15 protein-coding genes are annotated in these 17,575 nt (G+C 73.2%); 4 read left to right on the top strand and 11 right to left on the bottom strand.

Annotation, left to right across the window (positions count from 1 at the left end; translation table 11 throughout):
• The first annotated feature begins 158 nt into the window (after positions 1–158).
• Complete coding sequence (locus tag AC5677_RS11195) at positions 159–626, top strand: RDD family protein (RefSeq protein WP_497194873.1); 468 nt, start codon at positions 159–161, stop codon at positions 624–626.
• 213 nt (positions 627–839) lie between these two features.
• On the opposite strand, the gene AC5677_RS11190 is transcribed toward AC5677_RS11195, so the two are convergent.
• The 4 genes from AC5677_RS11190 to lipB form a co-directional block, all read right to left on the bottom strand.
• Positions 840–1,559 (bottom strand): DUF4191 domain-containing protein, encoded by a 720-nt coding sequence (locus tag AC5677_RS11190; RefSeq protein WP_497194872.1) that lies wholly within the window; start codon positions 1,557–1,559, stop codon positions 840–842.
• Positions 1,560–1,569: 10 nt separating this feature from the next.
• Positions 1,570–1,785 (bottom strand): SCO2195 family GlnR-regulated protein, encoded by a 216-nt coding sequence (locus AC5677_RS11185; RefSeq protein ID WP_497194871.1) that lies wholly within the window; start codon positions 1,783–1,785, stop codon positions 1,570–1,572.
• Positions 1,786–1,993: 208 nt separating this feature from the next.
• Positions 1,994–2,944 carry a lipoyl synthase gene (lipA, locus tag AC5677_RS11180; RefSeq protein WP_497194870.1) on the bottom strand — a complete coding sequence of 317 codons (951 nt, stop codon included), beginning with the start codon at positions 2,942–2,944 and terminating at the stop codon, positions 1,994–1,996.
• 156 nt (positions 2,945–3,100) lie between these two features.
• The gene (lipB, locus tag AC5677_RS11175) at positions 3,101–3,859 is read right to left on the bottom strand and encodes a lipoyl(octanoyl) transferase LipB (protein WP_497196584.1); all 759 of its coding nucleotides are present in this window, start codon (positions 3,857–3,859) and stop codon (positions 3,101–3,103) included.
• Positions 3,860–4,224: 365 nt separating this feature from the next.
• Here lipB and AC5677_RS11170 point away from each other — a divergent pair, with 365 nt between their 5' ends.
• Positions 4,225–5,682 (top strand): NsdA family TPR-like regulatory protein, encoded by a 1,458-nt coding sequence (locus tag AC5677_RS11170; protein ID WP_497194869.1) that lies wholly within the window; start codon positions 4,225–4,227, stop codon positions 5,680–5,682.
• 20 nt (positions 5,683–5,702) lie between these two features.
• On the opposite strand, the gene AC5677_RS11165 is transcribed toward AC5677_RS11170, so the two are convergent.
• From AC5677_RS11165 to AC5677_RS11155, 3 genes are all read right to left on the bottom strand, one after another.
• Positions 5,703–6,959: an FAD-dependent oxidoreductase gene (locus AC5677_RS11165; protein ID WP_497194868.1), complete on the bottom strand. Its 1,257-nt coding sequence runs from the start codon at positions 6,957–6,959 to the stop codon at positions 5,703–5,705.
• Positions 6,960–7,170: 211 nt separating this feature from the next.
• The gene (locus AC5677_RS11160; RefSeq protein WP_497194867.1) at positions 7,171–8,055 is read right to left on the bottom strand and encodes a TIGR01777 family oxidoreductase; all 885 of its coding nucleotides are present in this window, start codon (positions 8,053–8,055) and stop codon (positions 7,171–7,173) included.
• A 56-nt stretch (positions 8,056–8,111) separates the two neighbouring features.
• Positions 8,112–8,630 (bottom strand): DUF4240 domain-containing protein, encoded by a 519-nt coding sequence (locus AC5677_RS11155; protein WP_497194866.1) that lies wholly within the window; start codon positions 8,628–8,630, stop codon positions 8,112–8,114.
• 381 nt (positions 8,631–9,011) lie between these two features.
• On the opposite strand from AC5677_RS11155, the gene AC5677_RS11150 reads away from it, so the two are divergent.
• Positions 9,012–10,949 carry a hypothetical protein gene (locus AC5677_RS11150; RefSeq protein WP_497194865.1) on the top strand — a complete coding sequence of 646 codons (1,938 nt, stop codon included), beginning with the start codon at positions 9,012–9,014 and terminating at the stop codon, positions 10,947–10,949.
• A gap of 27 nt (positions 10,950–10,976) precedes the next feature.
• Here AC5677_RS11150 and AC5677_RS11145 read toward each other — a convergent pair whose 3' ends face one another.
• A complete protein-coding gene (locus AC5677_RS11145) occupies positions 10,977–11,156 on the bottom strand; it encodes a hypothetical protein (protein ID WP_497194864.1) in 180 nt (59 codons plus the stop codon).
• A 223-nt stretch (positions 11,157–11,379) separates the two neighbouring features.
• On the opposite strand from AC5677_RS11145, the gene AC5677_RS11140 reads away from it, so the two are divergent.
• Positions 11,380–12,303: an SDR family oxidoreductase gene (locus AC5677_RS11140; protein WP_497194863.1), complete on the top strand. Its 924-nt coding sequence runs from the start codon at positions 11,380–11,382 to the stop codon at positions 12,301–12,303.
• 86 nt (positions 12,304–12,389) lie between these two features.
• Here AC5677_RS11140 and AC5677_RS11135 read toward each other — a convergent pair whose 3' ends face one another.
• The 3 genes from AC5677_RS11135 to AC5677_RS11125 all read right to left on the bottom strand — a co-directional run bounded on the left by AC5677_RS11135 (position 12,390) and on the right by AC5677_RS11125 (position 17,488).
• Positions 12,390–13,415 carry a helix-turn-helix transcriptional regulator gene (locus tag AC5677_RS11135; RefSeq protein ID WP_497194862.1) on the bottom strand — a complete coding sequence of 342 codons (1,026 nt, stop codon included), beginning with the start codon at positions 13,413–13,415 and terminating at the stop codon, positions 12,390–12,392.
• Positions 13,416–13,907: 492 nt separating this feature from the next.
• Complete coding sequence (gene aceE / locus AC5677_RS11130) at positions 13,908–16,586, bottom strand: pyruvate dehydrogenase (acetyl-transferring), homodimeric type (RefSeq protein ID WP_497194861.1); 2,679 nt, start codon at positions 16,584–16,586, stop codon at positions 13,908–13,910.
• A 278-nt stretch (positions 16,587–16,864) separates the two neighbouring features.
• Positions 16,865–17,488 (bottom strand): GntR family transcriptional regulator, encoded by a 624-nt coding sequence (locus AC5677_RS11125; RefSeq protein WP_497194860.1) that lies wholly within the window; start codon positions 17,486–17,488, stop codon positions 16,865–16,867.
• Between the last annotated feature and the right edge of the window lie 87 nt (positions 17,489–17,575).

Genomic DNA, 17,575 nt, shown 5'->3' with positions numbered 1-17,575 from the left:
CATGACCCATTTGTTTCGCCGAGGTTAACCGCCGCGCGGTCGCCTTTGTCCCCCAGTGTGCGCCAAAGAGCCGCATTCCGGGCACCTCCCGGCCCGCGCCCCGGTCCCGTGCCGGACCTCCGCGAAAGGAGCGAATCCGGTCGCAGTACCGTTGTCGGGTGGACAACAGGCAAGCAATCGGATCGTGGATCTCCGGGCCCCGCGCGACGGCCGAGGACATGGGTGTCGACTTCGGCTACCGCGGCGAACGGCTCGGGCTGCCGGAGCAGGGGCCCGGCTCGATCGCGCGCTTCGGGCGCCGGCTGGGCGCTCTGTGCATCGACTGGGCGCTGTGCATGCTCATCGCCTACGGGCTGCTCAGCGGCGGCAAGGTGCAGTCGGCGAGCAACTGGGCGCTGCTGGTCTTCGCCGTGCTCAGCCTGCTGACGGTCGGCACGGTCGGCTTCACACCGGGCAAGCGGATGCTGGGCCTGCGGGTGGTCGCCGAGGGCGGCGGGCCGGTTTCGCTGCCGCGGGTGGTGCTGCGGACCGTTCTGCTGGTCGTGGTCATCCCGGCGGTGGTCTGGGACCGGGACGGCCGCGGGCTGCACGACCGGCTGGCCCGGTCCGTCGAGGTACGGATCTGAGACAAAGGCAGGTCCGAGGACCTGGGGCCGGGGCCGGTACCAGGGGCTCGTGTCGAGGGCGAGCGTCCCGTGCCCGCCCCGCACTCGCACCAAGCCCTCGCCCCCGCCACCTCCACTCCGCCTCCACGCACTCGTATACAGCCCCCCGCACACCGCCCCACACAAAACGCCCCGGAGCCAAAGCCCCGGGGCGTCGTGATAGGTCCTGTCGGATCAGCGGCCCTTGCCGCCGCCCTTCGGCATGCGCATGCCCTTGGGCATCGGGCCCTTCGGGACCGGCATGTTGCTCATGAGGTCGCCGAGGGCGCGCAGCCGGTCGTTGACGATCGTCACCTGGGCGCCGGGCAGCACGCGCGGAAGCTTCAGAAGGGTCGTACGGAGCTTCTTCAGCGGCACCTGGCCCTCGCCGTCGCCCACGATGATGTCGTGGACGGGGGCGTCGGCGACCGTACGCGCCATCCGCTTCTTCTCGGCCGCCAGCAGGCCGCGCAGGCGGTTGGGGTTGCCCTCGCCCACCAGCACGATGCCGGCCTTGCCGACGGCGCGGTGCACCACGTCCTGGCTGCGGTTCATCGCCACCGCGGGGGTGGTCGTCCAGCCGCGCCCGACGTTGTCCAGCACGGCGGCAGCGGCTCCGGGCTGGCCCTCCATCTGCCCGAAGGCAGCCCGCTCGGCGCGCCGTCCGAAGACGATCGCCATCGCGAGGAAGGCCAGGACGAAGCCCAGAATGCCTGCGTAGATGGGGTGGCCGATCGCGAAGCCGATGGCAAGGAGAACGCCGAATACGACGATGCCTACGCCAGCGACGACAAGACCGACCTTGGAGTCGACCCCACGGGTCATCTTGTAGGTCAGGGCGATCTGCTTCAGTCGCCCGGGGTTCTCAGCGCCGGCAGCGCCGGAAGCGCCCTCAGCGTTTGCCTTCCTCGCCATACAGCGCAGTCTACGTGGCCTGGGGACGGCGGGTCGCCGCGGCCTCCAGTACGTACTCGGCCTCGTACCGGTCCTTGGCGCGGCGGCGGTCCTCCAGGACCGATGTCCACGCGTTGCGGCGAGCCGTGCGCTGGCCGCCGCGCAGCAGGACGGCCTCGACGGCACGCAGGGCGCCGGTGACGGAGGGCAGGGGACGGGGGGTGGCGCGGAGCGGCGCGGCCTGCATCGTGTGGACTCCCTCGGGGAGGTCGGAGGCGCGATGGCTGCGGGAGCAGTGCGTGCATCCATCGTCACGGAACGGTGTTACCAACGGATGACCTGCTGGTCAAACACCGATGAAACGTTGACGCGGCCCGCACGCCCCCGGCCTGGGGGAGTGCGGGCCGTGTCCTCACAGCATGTGCCACGATTCACAAGACGGCACGCCGGGCGGATCAAACCGCCTGACTGGACGCCTCGACCTCGCGCCGCTCGATGGCCTGCTGGTAAAGGCGGCCGGCACGGTAGGAGGAGCGGACCAGCGGGCCGGACATGACACCCGCATAGCCGATCTCCTCGGCCTCCTCCTTGAGCTCCACGAACTCGGCGGGCTTGACCCAGCGGTCGATGGGGTGGTGCCGCACGGTCGGGCGCAGGTACTGGGTGATCGTGATCAGCTCACAGCCCGCGTCGTACAGGTCCTGCAGCGCCTGGCTGATCTCCTCGCGCTCCTCGCCCATGCCCAGGATCAGGTTGGACTTGGTGACGAGTCCGGCCTCGCGGGCCTTGGTGATGACCTCCAGCGACCGCTCGTAGCGGAAGCCGGGGCGGATCCGCTTGAAGATCCGCGGGACCGTTTCGACGTTGTGGGCCAGCACCTCGGGGCGGGAGGAGAAGACCTCGGCGAGCTGCTCGGGGACCGCGTTGAAGTCCGGGATCAGCAGCTCGACGCCGGTGCCGGGCATCGCGGCGTGGATCTGCCGGACCGTCTCGGCGTAGAGCCAGGCGCCGCCGTCCTCCAGGTCGTCGCGCGCGACGCCGGTGATCGTGGCGTACTTCAGGCCCATGGTCTGCACGGACTCGGCGACCCGGCGGGGCTCGTCGCGGTCCAGCGGCTGCGGCTTGCCGGTGTCGATGAGGCAGAAGTCGCAGCGGCGGGTGCACTGCTCACCGCCGATGAGGAACGTCGCCTCGCGGTCCTCCCAGCATTCATAGATGTTGGGACAGCCCGCCTCCTGGCAGACCGTGTGCAGTCCCTCGCTCTTGACCAGGCCCTGCAGATGGTTGTACTCGGGACCCATTTTCGCCCGGGTCTTGATCCACTCGGGCTTGCGCTCGATGGGGGTCTGGCTGTTCCGGACCTCCAGGCGCAGCATCTTGCGTCCGTCGGGTGCGACAGCGGACACGTCCGGCTCCCTACGACTTCGATTCTTCGGCGTCCACCAGGGTACGCCCGTAAATTCGCACGTTTTTACGTCATGCCCTTGCGTTACCGCTGGACGTCATGGCGTTACGTGCAGGGCAACCCCGTACGGCGGGGTCGCATTCCCGGCGACTTCGCGTCAGACCGCGCGGGGCAGGAGCTCGGCGCCCTCCAGGACGTCGCGCAGATGCTTCTCGGCGACGGGCAGCACCTCGGCGATGGTGATGTCGCGGCCCAGCTCATTGGCGAGCGAGGCGACGCCGGCGTCACGGATACCGCACGGGACGATCTTGTCGAACGAGGTGTTGTCCGGGTTCACGTTCAGCGAGAAGCCGTGCATCGTGACGCCCTTGGCGACGCGGATGCCGATCGCGGCGAGCTTGCGGTCCTCGCGGCGCTGGCCGGCGTTGGAGGGGGCGTACTCGGGGCCGTTGAGCCGCGGGTCGAACATCTCGTCCGCCACCCGCGGGTCGAAGTCCAGATTCAGCCCGCCCAGCGCCGCCCGCTGCTCCACCGGGTCGCCCAGCACCCACACGCCGCTGCGCCCCTCGACCCGGCTGGTCTCCACGCCGAACTCGGCGCAGACCCGGATCAGGGCGTCCTCGAGGCGGCGGACATGGGCGACGACGTCCACCGGGCGCGGCAGCTTCTGGATCGGGTAGCCGACGAGCTGGCCGGGGCCGTGCCAGGTGATCTTGCCGCCGCGGTCCACATCGATGACGGGAGTGCCGTCCAGGGGCCGCTCGTCGTCGGACGTGCGCCGTCCGGCGGTGTATACGGGCGGGTGCTCCAGCAGCAGGCAGGTGTCCGGGACCTCGTCGGCGAACCGGGCGGCATGTACCCGGCGCTGCTCCTGCCACGCGGTCTCGTAGTCCACGGCATCGGCACCGAAGCCCATATGCACAAAGCGCAGCCCCTCGGGTGCGGGGGTCTCCCCCCGAGAGATCGCAGTCACGGCAGCTCCTCTTCGCACTTCCGTCTCCCGCTGCACGGTGCTGCACCAGGAGAGTCATATCGCGCCCATGCAACTGTACGACCGCCGCGCCCGCCCGCTGCAGGCGGCCGGTTCCGGGCCGCCGGGGTCCGTTCCGCCGGGCCGGAGGTTTCCTGCTCACACGATCGGATGAACGCGGGGCACAGGTCGTCAGAACGGCGCCGAAGGCCGTTACATTCACGCCGTCCCACAAGGGCGAAGGAGCGTTGCCGGACAGGGTGAGCCGAGCCCGGCGGCCAGGCTCGGAAGGCAGGAGACCGGTAAAGCCGATGACCGAACGACCCCCGCAACACACGCCCAACCGCCAGCTCGCCGCGCTCATCGCCGAGGCGGGATTCTCCAACGCAGGGCTGGCCAGAAGGGTCGATCAGCTCGGCATCGAGCACGGCCTCGACCTGCGCTACGACAAGACCTCGGTGACCCGCTGGCTGCGCGGCCAGCAGCCCAGAGGCACCACCCCCGCGCTGATCGCGGAGGTCTTCACCCGCAGGCTGGGGCGCCGGCTCTCGGCGCAGGATCTCGGCCTGGACGCCTGTGCGCCGGTGTACGCCGGGCTCGAATTCGCCGCCAGCCCCAGCGAGGCCGTGGACATCGTCAGCGGCCTGTGGCGCAAGGACTCCGGCAGCCATGCCGAACTCCGCAAGATCGCCTTCACCCCCGCCGGGCTCGTGGTGCCCAGCCGGGACTGGCTGATCGGCCGCGCCGACGAACGCGTCGCCCGCGGCGAGACCGGCGCGGACGCCGGCGGCCGGGTCCCGGTCCAGGGCGGCCGCCCGGCCGTGCCGCGCCAGCGGCGCACCGACCGCGTCGACCGCACCCCGGGCGCCCGGGTCACCTCCGGCGACATCGCCGCGCTCCGCTCGGTCGGCGAGCTGTTCCGGGCGCTGGACCACGCCTACGGCGGCGGCCACGCCCGTCAGGCCCTGGTGCGCTACCTGGAACACGAGGCCGAGCCGATGCTGCGCGGCACCTACGGGGAGGCGACCGGCCGCCGGCTCTTCGCGGCCGCCGCCGATCTGACCCGGCTGGCCGGCTGGACCTCGTACGACATCGCCGCGCACGGCCTGGCGCAGCGGTACTTCGTCCAGGCCCTGCGGCTGGCGCAGGCGGCCGGCGACCGGGCGTACGGGTCCTACGTCCTGGTGACGATGAGCCGGCAGGCCGTCTATCTGGGGCACGGCAGGGAGGCCGTCCAGCTGGCGCGGGTCGCCCAGCAGGGCGTCGGCAGCAGCGCCCCGCCGGTCGTCCAGGCGCTGCTGCACTCCGCGGAGGCGCGCGGGCACGGCCTGATGAGCGAGGTCCGGGCCTGCACGGCCGCGCTGGCCCGCGCGGAGCGGGCGCTGGAGGCCGCCCGGCCCGGTGACGACACCCCGTACTGGGCGCGGTTCTTCGACGAGGCCCAGCTGGCCGACGAGCTGGCGCACTGCCACCGCGATCTCCAGCAGTACCGCGCCGCCTCCCAGCACGCGGAGCGCTCGCTCCAGCTCCGGCCGGCCTCCTTCGCCCGCAGCCGTCTGTTCTGCCGGGTGGTGCTGGCGAGCGCCCGGCTGGGCCTGGGAGAGCTGGAGCAGGCCTGCACGCTCGGCGCGGAGGCGGCGCTCCAGGCGTCCGAAATGCGGTCGGTACGCGCCCATGAGTACGTACGGGACTTCGAGCGCCGCCTGGAGCCGTACCGCGATGCGGCGGCGGTGCGCGGGTACCGGGACCGGGTCGCCGCCATGGGGTGAGGGCCGCCCGGCGGCGCGGCTCATGCCGCCGGGTGCAGGGTGCGCGGCTCGGCGAGGGCCGGCAGGCCGAAGTCCCGCAGCAGGGCGCGGGCGGCCCGGCGGCCCGAGTGCAGCGCCCCCTGGAGCGTGCCGGTGTCCCGGTGGTCGCCGCACACATACAGCCCCGACAGCACCCGCACCGGCCGCTGGGGATCGAACGGCGCGGGCATCGCCGGTACCGCGTAGGGATCGTGATGGCCGCTCAGCAGCCGCCAGCCGTCGGTCGCCGTGCCGTAGAGCTTCTCCAGCTGCGGCCGGACCGTCTTGTCCAGGACGGACAGCGGCAGCGAGGCGGCGGCGCCGAGCACGGTCGTGGTGATCAGCGAGTGGCCCGGTGGCGTACGCGAGGGATCGATGGCGCCGGCGGCGTAGGTGTGCGCCACCGGGCCGTCCGTCGGGAGGATCAGCGCCGTGTCCCGGGAGGGGGCCAAGCCGTTGCGCGGGCCCGGGGCGGTGCCCGTCGTGTGGTGCAGCACGGTCACCGGATGGAAGGCGGGCACCCGCAGCCCCGGCAGCAGCTCGGCCGCGTCGTGCGCCCCGGTCGCCACCAGGACGGCGCGGCAGGCCAGCGGCCCGTGGGCGGCGGTGCCGACGCCGTTGGCGGAGACCGAGGTGGCGCGGACGGACGTACGGACCGTGCCGGGGGGCAGGGCGGCGGCGAGGAGTTCGGGGACGGCGCAGGCACCGCCGGCCGGCAGGCACAGGCGGCCCTCGGCGAAGTCGCGCAGTACCCGGGCGGCCGCGCGACTGGAGCCGCGCAGCCGGGGGTCGCAGGTCAGCGCGGCCAGCAGCGGCCGCAGAAACGCGTCCTGGGGGCGCGGGGGGAAGCCGGGGCGGCCCGCGAGGGTCTCAACCACCGGGCGGTCGGCGGGTGTTGAGGGGGTGGCGCGCGAGAGGGCGCGCGCCGCGTACAGTGCGCCCCTCGTGCTCCGGGGCGAGCTGATGCGCTGCGCCCGCAGGCCGTTGTGGAGACACAGACCGGGCGCGAACGGCCGCAGCGCCAGCGCCCCGAGGCCCGGTGTACGGCGCAGCTCGCCGATGGAGACCGCCAGCGGGCGGCCGCTCCGGTCCAGCCGGAAGCCGTCGATCTCCTCGGTCGCGGCCCGGCCCCCGATCCGTGGCGCGGCCTCCAGTACGGTCACCGACACTCCGGCGCCGGTCAGATGGCGGGCGGCGGCGAGACCGGCCGGGCCGGCTCCCACGATGACGACGTCCACGGTCGATGCGGTGCGCGGCACGGGGCCCTCCCGGGGGGTCTGTCCCGGCGGTGGCGGCACCGGTGCGGTGGCCGGTGCCGCCGTGCGGGATGCCGGTGGTCTGTGCCGGGACCTTAGGGAGGGGGCGGGGGAATACGACAGGGGGCGTCCGGGGCGCGCCGGTGCGTCGCCTTCCGCGCTGCCGTCGGTGCCGGCTCCCGCACCGCCGGGTCCTGCGCCGGGCCGTGGCCGGTCATGCGGCGCGTACGGCGTCCATGATGCGGGGGTGGGCGAAGGCGAAGCCGGAGTCCAGCAGGCGCCGGGGAATGATGCGCTGGCTGGACAGCACATCGTTGGCGAACTCTCCCAGGGCGAGCCGCAGCACGGGCGCGGGGACCGTGAAGAGGGTGGGGCGGTGCAGGAATGCGCCCATCACCGCGGTCGCTTCCCGGTTGGTGACGGGTTCGGGGGCGGTGAGGTTGACGGGACCGGTGAGGGACTCGGTGTCGATGAGGTGGCGGAGCGCGGCGATGTGGTCCTGGAGGGAGATGAAGCTCCAGTACTGGCTGCCGTCGCCCAGCCGGCCGCCCAGCCCCAGGCGGAAGACCGGGAAGAGCTGCCCCCAGGCGCCGCCCGAGCGCGCCACGACCAGGCCGGTGCGGGCGAAGACCGTGCGGATGCCCGCGTCCTGTGCGGGCCCGGCGGCGTCCTCCCAGGCGACGCAGACGTCCGGCAGGAAACCCGAACCGGGCGCCCCGCTCTCGTCCGTGCGCCGGTCGCCGGTGTCGCCGTAGTAGCCGATCGCGCTGCCGCAGACGAAGACGCGCGGCGGGGTGTCCATCGAGGCGAGGGCGGTGGCGACGGCCTTGGTTCCCAGTACGCGGCTGTCGCGGATCTCGCTTTTGTACGCGGCCGTCCAGCGGTGGTCGCCGACCCCCGCGCCCGCCAGATGGACCATCGCCTCGCAGCCCGCGAGCTCGGCCACGTCGACCTCCTGGCGCCGGGGGTCCCAGCGCACCTCGTCGGCGGCCGCGGGCGGGCGCCGTACGAGCCGGACGACGTCATGCCCGTCCGCCCGCAGCGAGCGAACGAGTTCCGTGCCGATGAGACCGGTCGAGCCGGTGATCGCGATCCGCATGGGCCCATACTGCCCGCCGGGGCGGGGGAGGAGCCGCACGCGGGTGGCCGCGCGCCCTATGGCTTGAAACGGTCCCAGAGCCGGGGGAAGCGCTCCGCCAGGGTGTCGTCGTCGTCGAAGTCGAGGTACGTGCCGAGCGGTTCACGGGGCGGCGGCGACAGGCCGAGGTCGGGCATCACCACGCCGGTCAGCCGCTCGTAGGCCTCGTCGGCCGCATAGCCCAGCTCCTCCGCGTCGCCGTCCACCTCCTCGTCGAAGTCCGCCACGAGTTCGGCGAGGTGGTCCGGGTCGTGCAGGGCGCCCTCGAAGACCTCCCGGCCCTGGCCGATGAGCCAGCAGCGGAAGTAGTCGAAGGCGTCGTCGCTGGCGCCGTCCAGCATCACCGACGCCGCGGCCCACAGGTCCCAGGAGTACGCGCGGTTGTAGCGGGACTCGAAATGGCGGGCGAAGTCCGTGACGGCGTCCGGGTCCAGCCCGAGCAGCCGCTCGACCAGGGCGTCGGCCTGCTCCTCGGGGTCGCCCTCGGCGGCCTCGCGGGAGGCGTCGATGAGCTCCCAGAACTCCGTCTCGTCCATCACCGCTCCAGCATCGGCCCTGGCGCCGCGCCGCGCACGCGGAGTCCCCCGGATGCGACGCGGTTGTTACCCGAGCGGTGACGGGACGTCTGCTGCCGGACCGGTGACGGGTGCTGCCGGACCGGTGACGGGACGTCCGGGGCGTCCGGGACGTACGCGACGTACGCGGCGTACGGGACCGGTGCGCGGGGCGCGGGCCCGGTGGCCGCTCGTCCGGCCGGCGATCCGTCGTGCGACCGCCGCCGCGCCGTCATCCGGGCCGCCATCCGGTCCGCCGTCCGACCGCCGTGTGACCGTCTCAAGAATCACTCGTTGGAAGGCGTGCAACGACCATCCGCGGCATTTCCCCCCATACGCGAAGGGCTGTTTCAGGCCATGCCCATGGACGAAAGAACTCGGGCCGATGTCGAGCGGGCCGAGGCGGCCATCGTCGAGCACTACCCGCGGCTGGTCCGCCTCGGCTACCTCGTCCTGCCGCCGTCGATGGGCCGCCACCGCCGGGTCCTGGCCGCCCACGGCCTGGTCCAGCGGGCGCTGCCACGGGCCGGCCGGCGCGGCCGGGACCGCAGCACCCTGCCCGCCCAGCGCGGCCCGGAGACCGGATCCGGCTACGAGCTGGTGCGGCTGCGCACCCTGCGGCTGGCCCTGGCGTACGAGGACCGGCCCGCCCGGCCGCTGCCCGCGGTGCCCCTCGTCTGGGGACTGCGGCTCTTCCCCCGGGCCGGCGGCGCCGATGAACTCGCCCTGGACCGGGCGCTGTCCGCCGTACCCGCCCCCGTACGGGCCGCCGTCGGGCTGTGGCACCTGGAAGGGCTCGACGGGGACAGCGCCCGCGCCGTCCTGGTGGCGGCCGGGGTCGGGGACCCGGACGCGGCGCAGCGCGCCGCCGGCCTGCTGGACCGGGCCACCGGCGCGGGCACCACGGCGCTGCTGAACTCCGGGGAGTTCGACCCGTGCACGGTGCAGACCCGGCCCACGGACCTGCTGCGCCGCCGCCAGCGGGTGCGGGCGTCGGTCGCGCTGGCGGCCGTACTGGCGGTCGGCACGGCCGTCGCGGGGGTGGCGGGCGGCGACGACCCCGGGCCGCGGCGCGAGACCCTCGCACAGCAGGCGCTGGACCCGGCCCGGCTGCTGCGCACCCCCAACGACCAGTGGGCCGACACCGCCCGGCTGGACTTCACCGCCTGGCCGCCCCGCGGACGGCAGGCCGGCGACCAGGAGCTGCTGGGGCGGGCGCTGCGGGTCTGGGCGGCACCGCCCGCCGGAACGCGGATCACCGCATCCGCCGGGACCTCCACCGGACCGCCGCACCAGCCGCCCCGCCTCCTGTACGCGGGCCTGATCGACAACGTCATGGTGGTGGTCCTCCACGACGGCGACCGGCTGGTGCGCTACGCCGAACCGGCCGACGCCACACCCACGCTGCACTTCGCACGGGTCGACAACGCGGACCTGGCGACCGCCGGCGCGCTGGTGATCGGCCGCGGAAACGGCTGGATGCGCTATCTGCTCGCACCGTGGGTGTCGGACATCACCGTCCTCGATCTGCTCGCGCCCGACGCCCCGGGGCGCGGCCTGCATCTCGCCCCCGACGGGGTCACCGACCGGATCCCGACGCCGCCCGAGGACGGCGGTGACTGCGGGAGCTGGCCGGCGGCCCGGCTGCGCTCCTCGACGCGGATCGCCGAGAGCCGCGCCTTTGTGCTGACCGACCTCGGAGACCTCGCGCCCGTCCGGCTGACGTCCCTGCCCGCGCTGCCGGGTGCCCCCGGGCCGGGCGAGGCCGACGAGGCCGGGGACGGCCCCGCGCCGCTGAGCTGGGCCCGTACCGCCTGCTCGCTGCGCTCGCTGCGGGGCGCGGGCGTGCGGTCCGTCAACAACTGGGCGTACGCCGCACAGCGCCTCCCGGAGGACGGCGGTACCTCCCACCCCGGCGGAGCCGGGAGCGGCGGAGGCAGCGCCACCTGGGTCTGCACCCGCGCCGACACCTGGCGCGGCCCCGGCCGGATCACCGTGCAGTTCCAGCCGCCCGCCGCCCGTCCCGTGGACCCCGGGCGGATCGCCGGGCAGGCCCTCAACACCGCCGCCTGCAGCCGCTACGGACGCCCCGTGGTCGGCCGGATCCACTGGCAGGCGAAGTCCGGGAAGTGGTACCTGCTCGCCGCGGGCAGCAACGGCGTCGGCGGGATCGACGTCACCGGCGGCGTACGGGCCGGCGCCAAGGGGGCCACGCTCGCCGTACCCGCTCCGCAGGGCGCACCGGCCGAGGTGACGGGGCGGCTGGCGGACGGGGGGAGCGTGCGGGCGGTGGGTCCGTGAACGGCTCGCACGCTAGGTGGGGACGAATCAGAGGATCCACAACGCCAGGCAGACGGGCGTCAGAACGCCCACGAGCCCCGGAACCAGGAGCGCGTAACCGAGGATCTTGACGGCCCGGTGCCGCTGCGCCCGGCAGGCGGCGGAAAAGGTGAGGGCGATGATGCCGTAGAACGGCAGCGTGATGAAGCCGAAACCCGCCGCTTCCATCGTCTTCCTCTTCCCCCGATGTCCCCCGATGCCTGGTCCCGGCAGATTACTGGGGGCCCAATCCGGAATAGCGAGCCCGGAATACCGAGCCCGGGGGACCGGTCCCGGGAAACCGAGCCCGTAATCCCGACAGAGGGTGTCGGGATTCGCTGTCAGGGTCGCGAGATACGCACAGGAAACGGGGCGAGGCGCCGAGCGGCGTCCGACAGCTGGGAGCGGCAGCATGACGGTGAACGACAAGGAACTGACCGGCACGGTGGCGCTGGTCGCCGGCGCGACCCGGGGCGCGGGGCGGGCGATGGCCGTGGAACTGGGCCGGGCCGGCGCGCTGGTGTACGTGACGGGGCGGACGACCCGGGAGCGGGTCAGCGAGGTCGGCCGGCCGACGGAGACGATCGAGGAGACCGCGGAGCTGGTGACCGCGGCAGGGGGCACCGGGATCGCCGTACCGACCGACCATCTGGAGCCGGCGCAGGTCGAGGCGCTGACCGCGCGCATCGACCGGGAGCAGGGACGACTGGACGTCCTGGTGAACAGCCTCTGGGGCGGCGACCATCTGCTGCAGTTCAACACCAAGCTCTGGGAACTCGATCTGAACGGCGGGCTGCGGATGTTCCGCCTCGGCATCGACAGCCACATCATTACCAGCCACTTCGCGCTGCCGCTGCTGATCCGGCGGCCCGGCGGACTGGTGGTCGAGATCACCGACGGCACCGCCGCCTTCAACCGCACCTACCGCGAGAACCTCTGCTTCGACCTCACCAAGAACGCCCCGCACCGCATCGCCTTCGGCCTCGCCGCCGAACTCCAGGAGTACGGAGGTACGGCCGTCTCGCTCACCCCCGGCTTCCTGCGGTCCGAGGAGATGCTGGACCACTTCGGTGTGACGGAGGAGAACTGGCGCGACGCGGTGGCCAAGGAGCCGCACTTCGCCATCGCCGAATCACCGGCCCTGATCGCCCGCGCCGCGCGGGCGCTGGCCGCCGACCCGGACCGGGGGCGCTGGAGCGGACAGTCGCTCTCCAGCGGCCAGTTGGCGAAGGAGTACGACTTCACGGACACGGACGGCTCCCGGCCGGACTGCTTCGGCTACTTCGAGGACGTGGTCATGGGCGGGAAGGACGCGACGGCGGCGGACTACCGGTAGGGCGCAGGTCCGGCAGGTCCGGCAGGTCCGGCAGGTCCGGCAGGTCCGGCAGGCACGCGCGGGTACGTGCGGGCACGCGCGGACGGCTATGCGTACAGCGCGGCCGTCCGGGCGGCGGCCGCCGCGAGCCGCTCGCGCAGCCCGGGGGGCGCCAGCACCTCGCCCTCCGGGCCGAGCGCCAGCAGCTGGGCATAGGCGACCTCCTCGGACTCCACGGCCAGCGTGACCGTCAGCCGCCCCTCCTCGTCGGGCCCGCCCGCCTCCCGGGCCGCGGCTATCGCCTCCCGGGCCGCCACGCGCTCGGTGACGTACGGCAACTGGAGCGCGCCGCGCGGCGAGAGCCGGAGGACCACCTCTTCGCGCAGGATCGAGCGGGCGAACTCCGCCGCCCGCTCGGCCCAGAACGCGGGCAGATCGAACTCCTCGTCCCGGCCGAAGCGTTCGCCCCCGGCCTCGACGGCGGTGAAGCGGTCGACCCGATAGACCCGGAAGGCGCCCGCCCGTCGCCCGGCCACCGCCCCTGACGCAAGCCCTTCGGGCTGCTCCTCCGTCGCCCGCGCCGCCAGATACCACACCCCCGCCTTCAGCACGAGGCCGTACGGCTCCAACTCCCGTTGCACCTCGGTGTCCTTGCGGAGGTAGCGCGCGGTGATGCGGCGGTCGTCCCAGACCGCGTCGGCGAGGGCGGGCAGCAGGGCGGGCGTCGTGGGCTCCTGATACCAGGCGGGCGCGTCGAGATGGAAGCGCTGGGCGGCGCCCGCGGCGGCGTCCCGCAGCTCGGGCAGCAGGGCGGCACTGACCTTGAGGCGGGCGGCGGAGGCGGCGTCGGCGAGGCCCATCTCGCGCAGCGCGGAGGGCACTCCGGACAGGAAGAGCGCCTCCGCCTCGCTGCGCCCGAGACCCGTGAGGCGGGTGCGGTAGCCGCCGACCAGGCGGTAGCCGCCGGCCCGGCCGCGGTCGGCATAGACGGGCACGCCCGCTTCGGAGAGCGAGAGGACGTCCCGGGCGACCGTGCGCTCGGAGACCTCCAGCTCGCGCGCCAGCTCCGCGGCCGTCATCGACGGCCGCGACTGGAGCAGTAACACCATCTTGATCAGCCGGGCAGCGCGCATGCCCTCATCATGCCGGGCACCACTGACAACGCCCGCGCGCAGCGGCCGGGCTCCGCGCGAGGTCAGGGGAACTTCGGGGTACCCCTAGGGGAAGCCCGACGACCAGACCCGCCCACCCCCCGAAGGGGGGTGGGCGGCGGGGAAAAACAAAAAAGGAAGCGGCGGGCGCGAAGAGGCGCAAGGCCCAGGGAAGAGACGCAAGGCCAGGGAAGAGGCGCAAGGCCAGGACCGCCCGCGCACGAACACCCCCCCCGCGCATGAACACCCCCCACACACCGCAGAACCGGCCCGGCCGAGTCAGGGCATGGCCGGCCGGGCCGGTGGGTTCCCGTGCGAAGGCCCCGGGCGCGGGAAGGTGGCCTCCGCACGGGAGTCGGGGGAGAGCCCCGCCACGGGGGCTCTCAGGGGCGGGCCGGTGGGCCCGCAGGGCGGGCGGCGCCCGGTGTCGGCCGGGGCCGCCCGTGTCTCATCGGCCGCTTGTGGCCGCGGGCCTCACAGCCCGTACTGCTGCCGGGCCTCCTTGACCGTCTCCGGCTTGACCTCGCCCCGGCGGGCCAGCGCGGCCAGCGCCTGGACGACCACCGACTGCGGGTCGACGCCGAAGTGGCGGCGGGCCGCGTCGCGGGTGTCCGAGAGGCCGAAACCGTCGGTGCCGATGGAGGTCCAGTCCTGCTCGACCCAGGGGGCGATCTGGTCCGGAACGGCCCGCATCCAGTCGCTGACCGCGACCACCGGACCGGGAGCGCCGGCCAGTGCACGGGTGACGTACGGGACCCGGTCCTCGCCCTCCAGGCGGGCCGCATCGCACTCCAGGGCGTCGCGGCGCAGCTCGCCCCAGGAGGTCGCGGACCATACGTCGGCGGCCACGTCCCAGTCCTCGGCGAGCAGCCGCTGCGCCTCCAGGGCCCAGTGGATCGCGGTGCCGGAGGCCAGCAGCTGGGTGCGCGGGGTCTCGGACGTCGCGTTGGCGGCTTCCTTGAAGCGGTAGAGGCCCTTGATGATGCCCTCTTCGACGCCTTCGGGCATGGCCGGCTGCTGCTTGGGCTCGTTGTAGACGGTGAGGTAGTAGAAGACGTTCTCGCCGGTGGGGAATTCGGCGGTCTCGCCGTACATCCGGCGCAGACCGTCCTTGACGATCACCGCGATCTCGTACGCGAAGGCCGGGTCGTAGTTGAGCGACGCCGGGTTCGTGGACGCGATCAGGTGCGAGTGGCCGTCGGCGTGCTGGAGGCCCTCACCGGTCAGGGTCGTACGGCCCGCGGTGGCGCCGACGATGAAGCCCTTGCCGAGCTGGTCGGCGAGCTGCCACATCTGGTCCGCGGTGCGCTGCCAGCCGAACATCGAGTAGAAGATGTAAAACGGGATCATCGGCTCGCCGTGGGTCGCGTACGACGTGGCGGCGGCGATGAAGTCGGCCATGGCGCCGGCCTCGGTGATCCCCTCGTTGAGGATCTGGCCGTCGGTGGCCTCCTTGTAGTACATCAGCTGGTCGCGGTCGACCGGCTCGTACGTCTGGCCCTTCGGCGAGTAGATGCCGGCCGAGGGGAACAGCGACTCCATACCGAAGGTACGGGCTTCGTCCGGGACGATCGGCACCCAGCGACGGCCGGTCTCCTTGTCCCGCATCAGGTCCTTGACCAGGCGGACGAAGGCCATCGTGGTGGCCATCTCCTGCTTGCCGGACCCCTTGAGGAGCGCCTTGAAGGCGCGCTCCTCGGGCTGCGGCAGCGCGGCCGAGGCGTGCAGGCGGCGGGCCGGGGCCGGGCCGCCGAGCGCGGCGCGGCGCTCCTGGAGGTAGCGGACCTCGGGGGAGTCGGCCCCCGGGTGGCCGTACGGCACCAGGTCCTCGTCCAGCCTGGCGTCCGGGATGGGAAGGTCGAGCAGGTCGCGCATCGCGCGGAACTCCTTGCCCGAGAGCTTCTTCATCTGGTGGTTGGCGTTCTTGGACTCAAAGCCGGGGCCGAGGGTGTAGCCCTTGACGGTCTGGGCGAGGATCACGGTCGGCGCGCCCTTGAACTCGACGGCCGCCTTGTACGCCGCGTACACCTTGCGGGCCTCGTGGCCGCCGCGGGAGGTGTGGAAGCACTCGGCGATCTTCGCGTCGGTCAGGACCTTCGCCATCTCGACGAGGGCCGGCTCGGCGCCGAAGAAGTGCTCGCGGATGTAGGCCACGTCGCGGGTGGCGTACGTCTGGAACTGCGCGTCCGGCACCTGGCGCAGCCGGCGGACCAGCGCGCCGGTGGTGTCGAGCTGGAACAGCTGGTCCCAGGCCGAGCCCCACAGCGACTTGACGACGTTCCAGCCGGCGGCGCGGAACTGCGACTCCAGCTCCTGAACGATCTTGAAGTTGGCGCGCACCGGACCGTCGAGGCGCTGCAGGTTGCAGTTGATGACGAAGGTCAGGTTGTCCAGGCCCTCGCGGCCGGCCAGCGCGAGCGCGGCCGTCGACTCGGGCTCGTCCATCTCGCCGTCGCCGAGGAAGGCCCAGACGTGCGAGTTGGCGGTGTCCTTGATGCCGCGGCCCTGGAGGTAGCGGTTGAAACGGGCCTGGTAGATCGCCGAGAGCGGGCCGAGGCCCATGGAGACGGTCGGGAACTCCCACAGCCAGGGCAGCCGCCGCGGGTGCGGGTAGGAAGGCAGGCCCTTGCCGCCGGACTCCTGGCGGAAGTGGTCGAGGTGGTCCTCGGTGAGGCGGCCGTCGAGGAAGGCGCGGGCGTAGATGCCGGGGGAGGCGTGGCCCTGGATGTAGAGCTGGTCGCCGCTGCCGTCGCCCTCCTTGCCGCGGAAGAAGTGCTGGAAGCCCGTCTCGTACAGCCAGGCCGCGGACGCGAAGGTCGCGATGTGGCCGCCGACGCCGAACCGCGAGCCGCGCGTCACCATGGCGGCGGCGTTCCAGCGGTTCCAGGCGGTGATCCGGGCCTCCATCGCCTCGTCGCCGGGGAAGGCGGGCTCGGCGGAGGTCGGGATGGTGTTGACGTAGTCCGTCTCCAAGGGCGCGAGCCCGGGGGCACCGTTGTGCTCCAGGGCGCGGCGCATCAGGTACGCGGCCCGGTGCGGGCCCGCGGCCTTGGTGACGGCGTCAAGCGATTCGCGCCACTCGGCGGTCTCCTCGGGGTCCCGGTCCGGGAGCTGGTCGAGCTGGCTGTACGGCAGGCGTACGGGTTCGGGCATGGGTGGCCCCTTTCCGGACGGTGGGTCGGGAGTGCGAGTGGTGCTTGGCAGGCAGGGGTGTCGCGCCCCGAGAGACGACGATACGCCCCTGATCGATGATCGATCAACGCTCCGCGCGGGAAAAACCGCAGGTCGGCACGGGGTGCCGCACATTTCGGCACGCGGTGCCAGTCGAAAGGGGGCTGTGGAGGCGGCCGGAAACGGGGCGCGGGACAACGGCGAGCGGGGCGTATCGGAGGCTCACTCCGATACGCCCCGCGGGCCCCGCCGCAGCGTCCTCAGACCCTCGGCGCGCAGCTCAGCACGTGTGTCTTGAGCAAGGTCCCGATCTTCGGGTCGCGCCGCCGGAACGCGTCCACGATCTCCTGATGGTCCTGTGCATGCGACCGCGGCTCCGGGCTGAACCAGCGGATCGACAGCGTCGTCCAGACCTCGATGCCCAGCGACTCCCAGGTGTGCAGCAGCACGGCGTTCCCGGCCGCCTGCACGATCTCCCGGTGGAAGGCCACCGTGTGCCGCACCTGCGCCTCTCCGTCCCCCGTCCGGTCGGCCTCCCGCAGCGCCGCCACCTCGCGCTCCAGGGCCGCCGTATCGTCCGCCAGACGGCCCGCCGCCAGCTCCGCGGCCACCTGCTCCAGCCCGGCCCGTACGGGATAGCTCTCCTTGAGGTCGTCCGCGGTCAGGTTCCGTACCCGGACGCCCTTGTTCGGCGCCGACTCGATCAGCTGCAGCGACTCCAGCTCCCGCAGCGCCTCACGGACCGGCGTCTGGCTGACCTCCAGCTCCACGGCGATCCGGCGCTCCACGATCCGCTCGCCCGGCTGCCACCGGCCGCTGACGATCCCCTCGAGGATGTGCTCGCGGATCTGCTCGCGCAGCGAATGGACGACGGGCGGGGTCATGAGGTGCTCCTTCAGAGCGGGGTGGTGACGAGGGGAGGCCGAGGGGGCCGAGGGGCCCATTATCCGGGAGGCGGGGCGGATCGGGCA

The sequence above is a fragment of the Streptomyces sp. JLSY215 genome, from assembly GCF_059682825.1.
The sequence above is the reverse complement of the archived record's forward strand: the minus strand, read 5'-3'. Positions and strand labels throughout refer to the sequence as shown.